This window comes from Flavobacterium sp. (assembly GCF_043760115.1).
Lineage (GTDB): Bacteria > Bacteroidota > Bacteroidia > Flavobacteriales > Flavobacteriaceae > Flavobacterium.
Genome location: NZ_JAYUPK010000064.1, coordinates 1 through 7,683, shown reverse-complemented (window position 1 = coordinate 7,683; position 7,683 = coordinate 1). Strand labels below are relative to the sequence as shown.

Sequence of the window (7,683 nt, the reverse complement as noted above, 5' to 3'; positions counted from 1 at the left end):
AATGTTATAAATATTTTGGTATTTAATGTTTAAAACAGAAAATTCAACATCCGTATTACTTATATTTTCGGCTTTTAAAAAAACAATATTCGAATCATAATTTCTATTTTTTAATTGTAGAATCGAGTTAGTATCAATAGTTTTAATATCATTTAATAAATCAGATTTTTTTTCTTCAAATTCTCTGTTAGCACTTTCTAAATATAAATTTTCTTGTTTTTTAGCATTCAAAAAATGAATTCCATAAGACAAAACTATAAATATTGGAATCAATAAAAAGTACCTATTTCCATTAAATCCTGTTCTTTTATCTTTGTAAACATCAGTATTAGAAAATGAATCGTGCCAATTGGCATTCAATAAAAATGAAAATGCATTAAATGGAATACTTCTACACAAAGTTCTTTTAAAAATCATTTCGTTACTTGGTAAAAATCCATCATCATCACCTACTCTAGTTTCAGTTAAAAACTTTGCTGGAGTTGCTTTAAATAAAACTTCAAAAACAAAATAAAATAGTGTTCTAAAAATAAATACCAATAATGTAAATGCTAGTTGTTCTCCTACTATATTTTCTATTGCTTCTAAAAACATCACAAAATATCGCATTTTAGCAAGCGTATCAATTTGTTGATACAACAATAATCCAAAGATAATTGTATCAACAATTAAATGAAAAAATCGTTGCCAACTGGTTGCATTAAAATAATAAATTTTACTTGCTTCGCCACGAACTACAGTTTCATAATCTAATGATTTTAAACTATTTAAATGCTTCATTATTTTAAAAACAAAATAAATAATTCCAATTTTTAAAACTAATGATACTAGGAATAATAAACTAGTATTCAACCTTATTTCAGTTCCATTAAATAGTAAATAATTTAAAAATAGTACTACAGAAAATAATTGTTGAAAAAGTAAAATAGAAAACACAAAACGTAAAAGTCTACTTTCGTTTTCCTTAGTTTTATAATAAATAATAGCTCCAATTAATAAAATAAAATTAAAAAATAGATTATAATATATTCCATCAATCCAAAAAATATCCTGCCCACCAGAAATTCTAAAACCAAGACTATCAAAAATTCTAAAAACTATAGAATTGTATTCATAATTATTATAAAAGGCAACAATAAATCCCGAAATTGAAATTAGTAAAGCAAATAATGTAATTTTCTTCAACATAGTAAATGGTTTAGGTTTCAAAAATAGTTAATTTAATATAAACACAATTTAAGAAGCAAATTTGTTTAAAAATTAAAACTATTTATAAAACTAGATTATAAAAAAAATCTTATTTTTGAGTAGAAATTCATTACTCAGAATATATTAAATTATTATGTTAGCATCTAAATTATCATCAGAAATACTTTTAAAATTAGAAGCCATTCTAGGTTCAACATACGTTTTTACCGATGACGAAACTCGTAATCATTACGGTCACGACGAAACTGAAGATTATGTTTTTCCGCCAAGTGTTGTTGTAAAACCAGCCAATGCTCAAGAAATTTCAGAAATTATGAAATTGGCAAACGAATATAAAATTCCGGTAACGCCAATTGGAGGAAGAACTGGCTTGAGTGGTGGCGCACTTTCTCTTCAACAAGGCATTGGACTTTCGACAGAACGTTTAAATAAAATTTTAAATATAGACGAATTTAATCTTCAAGTAATTGTAGAACCAGCAGTAATTACGCAGGTTTTACGAGAAGCCGTGGCTGAAAAAAATCTTTTTTATCCACCAGATCCAAGCAGTCAAGGAAGTTGTTGGATTGGAGGAAATGTTGCCGAAAATGCTGGTGGCGCAAGAGCTGTAAAATACGGAGTTACCAAAGATTATGTTCTAAATTTAGAAGTAGTTTTGCCTAATGGAGAAATTATTTGGACTGGAGCTAACACGTTAAAAAACACCACAGGATACAATTTAACGCAATTAATGGTTGGAAGCGAAGGAACTTTGGGCATTATTACTAAAATTGTTATGAAATTATTGCCAAAAGTAAATCATAATGTATTAATGTTGGTTCCGTTTTACAAAGCCAATCAAGCTTGCGAAGCAGTTTCAGCAATATTTAGAGCAGGAATTGTTCCAAGTGCTTTAGAATTTATGGAACGTGATGCCATTGACTGGACTTTAAAATTTATTCCAAACTTAAATGTTCAAGTAAAAGACGAAGTTCAAGCACATTTATTGATAGAAGTTGACGGAAATTATCCAGAAATATTATTTGCAGAAGCCGAAAAAATAATGACTGTTGTAGAGCAATTTGAAATTGACGAAGTTTTATTTGCAGACAGCGAAGAACAAAAAAATGCGCTTTGGAAAATGAGACGAAGTGTTGCCGAAGCAGTAAAAGCAAATTCTATTTACAAAGAAGAAGATACTGTTGTGCCAAGATATGAATTGCCAAAATTACTAGCTGGAATTAAAGAAATAGGAACAAAATACGGATTTAAATCAGTTTGTTATGGTCACGCAGGCGACGGAAATTTACATGTAAACATTATAAAAGGTGAAATGACTGACGAAAACTGGAACACAGAAGTTACCAAAGGAATTCGTGAAATATTCGAACTTACAGTTTCATTAAAAGGCACATTATCCGGTGAACATGGAATAGGTTTTGTGCAAAAAAATTATATGAATATTGCATTTTCTAAAACGCATTTAGAATTAATGGAACGCATAAAGTATGTTTTTGACCCAAATATAATTTTAAATCCAGGAAAGATTTTTCCAGATAATTTTTAGGATTACTAAATTTGTGGCTTACATAAATTATAGATTTATATAAGCATAAAGTAAGTTTCAAACTTTTTAAAAGTTTAAATCTGCTTGTAGACTTTTTGTTTAATGAATAAAACCCTAATTTTTGGAAACTTATTTTGGAAAAATGTGCTCTATTTTACTGTTTTATAGTTTTCCCAAAATGTTTTATTAAATATAATCTTATCGAATAATTCTATCTCTTCCTTATACGAAATTTTATCAGGATTTTCTGTATTGAAATTTTTCCAATTTGAATTTATAAACATTTTTAATTGATATTGATTATTTTCTTTATCATATAATTTTCCTGTTATTTCAATATCAGAATTTATTAAAAAATAGGTGTTATTTATTTTTTCGAAATTTGTTTCTACGCTTTCAAAATTTATTTCTTTATTTATGAATTTTTCATTCCAACCATAAATATCATATTTTGAAGTATCAGGGTTTTCCATATAAGCCCAATTTTCAATTATTTTTACAATTGCAAAATCGTCTTTGTTTATATATAATGTTCCTGAATAATTTCCTGCAATTTGTCTTTTAGTATAGGTGTAATGATTTCTTGGTATTGAAAAATTTATTACAAATACTGTTTTTTCATTAAATATTTTAACCTCAATAATTTTGTAAACAAACTTCTTCGATTTTCTAATATTAAAACAACTACCATACATTATTGGATTATTATACGTTAAACTTCTAAATTGACGAATATTTGTTGGTTTAAAATAATTTCTAATATTCCATTTAATTTCTTCAAGTTGTTTAGAATTTCTTTCTAATTGATTGTATCCACGATCAAATTGTTTATTAGTAAAATCGAAATTTGTAACCGATTCATTTTGAACTTTAACATCTATATTTGTAAATTGTTGTGAATTAAAATAAAAGGTTGGATAATTTTTATTAATATTTTCAATTACTTTATTGATAATTGAATAAGTAGCTTTTTTATTGTAATTAACAATTACTACCTCTTCTAAAACTGTTTCTTTAACTTTTAATTTATCTATTTTATCTAAATCTTCAATTTTTGATTTATTTTGAATATTCGATTTTGAAATAAATTCATTTTCATCAAAATCTATTAAAGTTGCTTGTTTAACTTGATTATAATAAATATAACCATCGTGTAATAAATCTAATCTTGATTCAATAAAATCTATAGGGCTAAAAAATCTATTTAACTGTGCTTTTTTCATTTCATCCTGTTTTGATGAAATAAATAAATGAGGTTGGTTTTTGTTTTTTAGAAATTGTTCAACAGAATTTAAATTTAATGGTGTTTTACTCCAGGTATTATTTAAATAAATCGAGTCTGTTGCTGTAATCGATGCTAAACTGTATACTTTTTCTTTAAGTTCTTTTTTAATGTATGAACCCATTGGAATGTGTTCTTTAATAACTGGTATTTTAACAGATGACATATCATTTACAAAATGAGCGTTTGCACCCCAACAAATAATTTTTTCATTTGGATGTATTTTTATATATTCCAAAAGATTATCAGCCATTTGTTTATCTCTAATATTGTCGTCAGATGTTGTATTGAAAGTACTTAAAATAGGTTTATTAATAAAGCTATATTCACCAAGAGATAAAAGACTTTTTACAATTTGTTTCCAATAAAAATGAACTTCGTCATTAGGTTTTTTTTCTATATTAACTAATAAATTATTTAATGAAGACTTATATTTATCATATGATATATCACCTTCATCAAAGACTCCAGAATTTATTATTGATTCGATTAACAACTCTAAATCATCTTTATTTAATTTAAAATTAAGTTTATTTTTGTTGCAATATTCATATAAATCAATAAGAAGCTCGTTTTCACCATATTCTCCAGTAATTTGATTATCAAATCCAAATATTTTTAATTCAGTTTTGTTTAAATCAAAAAAATCAATAAAACTTTGAAATTCCTTTTTCTTACTCCAAATAAAGAACAATGATTTTTCAAAAGCAATTTTTGTTTTTTCTCCATTATTAATTTTTGTTTGTGCTTTCCAAACATCATAAATTCCAGATTCAAAAGCGATTGTATTAAATCCTAATTCTTGATGTAAATATTTTATAATTTCAGTTTTTACCTCGAATACATTTCCATCGAAATGTGTTCTTTCTCCAAGCATAACTACTTGAACATCCTTTAATTCATCTTTTAGAAATAAAAAATCTTGAGGAGTTAAATTTTCTGGAAACGTTACAGTTTTTGGGTTAAAACTTTGAGCATTTACGTTTAAAAAAAATAAATTTATTACAATAAAAAATAACATTATTTTCATTTATTTTTTTGGATTTTAACAGGATTTTTTTAATTATTTATTTGCATAAAAATCAACAATAACAGTATGAGCATTTTTAAAAGTTGGAGTTTGCTCACTAATTGTTGCTACTTTTTTCTTGTTTATTTTCATAAAAATATCAGCATCATTTGTAAATAAAATTGCTGATAAAAACGGATTATTTATGTAACCTGTAAGTATAAAAATGGCTTCGTCAAGGTTGTAATCGTTAACTTGCTCTTCTTCTTGTAATTTTAAAGTAATAGATAATCCTATTTTATCTTCTATCAAAATTGGTCTTGCATAAACATTTCTAAGATCAGGATTTCCTATGGTTTTAGCCAACGTGAGTTTAGAAAAAGTAGCATTATTAATACTATCTTTAAGCAAATTAAAAAAGGTATTGTAAGTTGAAGTATTTGGCATTGAATTTATTATGTTTAAAAAACCCTTTCAAATATAAATGTGAAAGGGTACTAATTTAATCTCTTTTAGGAGTATTTTTTTTATCTCTCTTTTCTGCTTTTTTTTCTTTAGCAGTTTTTAAAGGTTCTTTTTTTTCTGTTTTTTTTGCATCTTGACTCTTTGCCATAATGAAGTTTTTTAATGGTTATTACTATTTTCGATACTGTAAATATAAATGTATTAATTTAATAATCTTTTAAATTTTAATTTCTTTAAGAATTATTTTAAAATTTACTTTTTATATAATTTCAAATTTAAAAATCGAAATTAAAAATCCTTAATCGAAAAACAATTAAGGATTTAAAGAATTTAAGCTTCCTCTAAAACTCTATTTGGATCAAAACCAAAAAGTTGGTGTTCTTTTATTAAATCTGCAATTCCTTCTGGCAACATATTTTCCCAACCAGGAATTCCTTTGTTTATCATTTTTAAAACTTCTCTAGAGAAAATTTCAAGATTTTTTTCATCATAATCTGTAACATCAACCACTTTTCCATTGAATTTAAAAAATTTATACAATTCTTTCATTCTTGGATGTACTTTTAAGTTTTCAGAATTGATAACTTCTCTATCTTCGCCAAGCATTGGATATAAATATACTTTTAAATCTCTATAAAATAATTTTCCAAAAGCTTCTAGAATTCCTCCACTTAAATGACGGTAATACTTTTCGTCAAAAATATCAACTAGGTTATTAACTCCCATTACCAATCCCATTCTAGCTTTAGAATAATTAGAAAAATATTCTACCACTTTGTAATATTCTTGAAAATTAGAAATCATAACTGTTTGACCAAGAGAACATAACAATTCTGCTCTGTCCATAAAATCGCGTTCATCAATTTCTCCTTCCGATTTTAAATTAGAAAGTGTAATTTCAAATATTACAAAAGTATTTTCTTTTTCAACCTTATTTTCTTCAAGAAACATTTTTAACGATTTCTCATACATATCCATATTTACTGTTGTAACTGGACGAAAACTTCCTCTTAATGCAAGTATATTTTTCTTATATAAAACTGCTGCTGGCAATATATTCTTACCTTCTGGACTAAACATTACTGCATCTGTCATTCCGTTTTTTACCAATTGTAAACTCATTAATCTGTTGTCTACATTGGCAAATCGTGGACCAGAAAAGTTAATTGTATCAACTTCTATTTGATCTTTATCTAAATGATCGTACAAATAACGCAACAATTTTTTTGGATCATTATATTTGTAAAAAGCACCATAAATTAAGTTAACTCCAAGAATACCAAGTGTTTCTTGTTGTAATCTAGCATCGGTTTCTTTAAAACGTATGTGAATTGTAATTTCATTATAATCTTCGTCTGGTTCAATTTGATAACGAATTCCAACCCAACCGTGACCTTTAAACTGCTTAGCAAAATCAATAGTTGCAACAGTATTGGCATAACTAAAAAACATCTTATTAGGATGTTTTGCTCTATCCAATCGTTTTTCTATCAATTCAACTTCGTGCGAAAGCATTTTTTTTAATCTACTTTCAGTTACATATCTTCCATCTTCTTCAATACCATAAATGGCATCACTAAAATCTTTATCATAAGCTGACATTGCCTTTGCAATAGTTCCAGAAGAACCACCAGAACGAAAAAAATGTCTTACGGTTTCTTGTCCTGCACCAATTTCGGCAAACGTTCCGTAAATATTATCGTTTAAATTTATACGCAACGCTTTATCTTTTATTGAAGGTATTTGTTCAATAAGTTTATCGCCTTTAAGTTTTATGTCCAATCCAAAATTTCCCATAATCAATTATAATACTTGCAAAGTTAATAAAATACGTACTTTAATAAAAGATAAATAATGCTATTTTTGTAAAATATCTTTACTAATAAGATTTAGATTTATAACTAATCAAAAACCGTGCTAAATGAAAATTTATTTTCTTGGAACTGGAACTTCTCAAGGCATTCCTGTAATTGGGAGTAATCATCCTGTTTGCCATAGTAAAGACATAAAAGACAAACGTTTACGAGTTTCTGTATGGATTTATGATGATGAAAATTCTTTTGTAATAGATTGCGGACCAGATTTTAGACAACAAATGCTAACCTCAGGTTGTAAAAAAGTGGATGCAATTTTATTCACTCACGAACATTCTGATCATACCGCAGGAATTGA

General features: G+C 26.3%; 6 protein-coding genes. 2 read left to right on the top strand and 4 right to left on the bottom strand.

All coding sequences use genetic code 11. The features are described from left to right. The coding region (locus tag ACH2BC_RS05310; protein ID WP_395052946.1) for an RDD family protein at positions 1-1,188 on the bottom strand (1,188 nt) is incomplete at its 3' end. Between the two features lie 154 nt (positions 1,189-1,342). On the opposite strand from ACH2BC_RS05310, the gene ACH2BC_RS05305 reads away from it, so the two are divergent. Further along, positions 1,343-2,755, top strand: coding sequence for an FAD-binding oxidoreductase (locus ACH2BC_RS05305; protein WP_395052945.1), 1,413 nt, complete (start codon positions 1,343-1,345; stop codon positions 2,753-2,755). Positions 2,756-2,904: 149 nt separating this feature from the next. On the opposite strand, the gene ACH2BC_RS05300 is transcribed toward ACH2BC_RS05305, so the two are convergent. From ACH2BC_RS05300 to ACH2BC_RS05290, 3 genes are all read right to left on the bottom strand, one after another. Beyond that, positions 2,905-5,067: an erythromycin esterase family protein gene (locus ACH2BC_RS05300; RefSeq protein ID WP_395052944.1), complete on the bottom strand. Its 2,163-nt coding sequence runs from the start codon at positions 5,065-5,067 to the stop codon at positions 2,905-2,907. A 33-nt stretch (positions 5,068-5,100) separates the two neighbouring features. Next, positions 5,101-5,493 carry a hypothetical protein gene (locus ACH2BC_RS05295; protein WP_395052943.1) on the bottom strand — a complete coding sequence of 131 codons (393 nt, stop codon included), beginning with the start codon at positions 5,491-5,493 and terminating at the stop codon, positions 5,101-5,103. A 348-nt stretch (positions 5,494-5,841) separates the two neighbouring features. Continuing rightward, positions 5,842-7,308: a TonB-dependent receptor gene (locus ACH2BC_RS05290; protein WP_395052942.1), complete on the bottom strand. Its 1,467-nt coding sequence runs from the start codon at positions 7,306-7,308 to the stop codon at positions 5,842-5,844. A gap of 124 nt (positions 7,309-7,432) precedes the next feature. On the opposite strand from ACH2BC_RS05290, the gene ACH2BC_RS05285 reads away from it, so the two are divergent. After that, a partial coding sequence (locus ACH2BC_RS05285; protein ID WP_395052941.1) for an MBL fold metallo-hydrolase occupies positions 7,433-7,683 on the top strand: 251 nt, incomplete at its 3' end.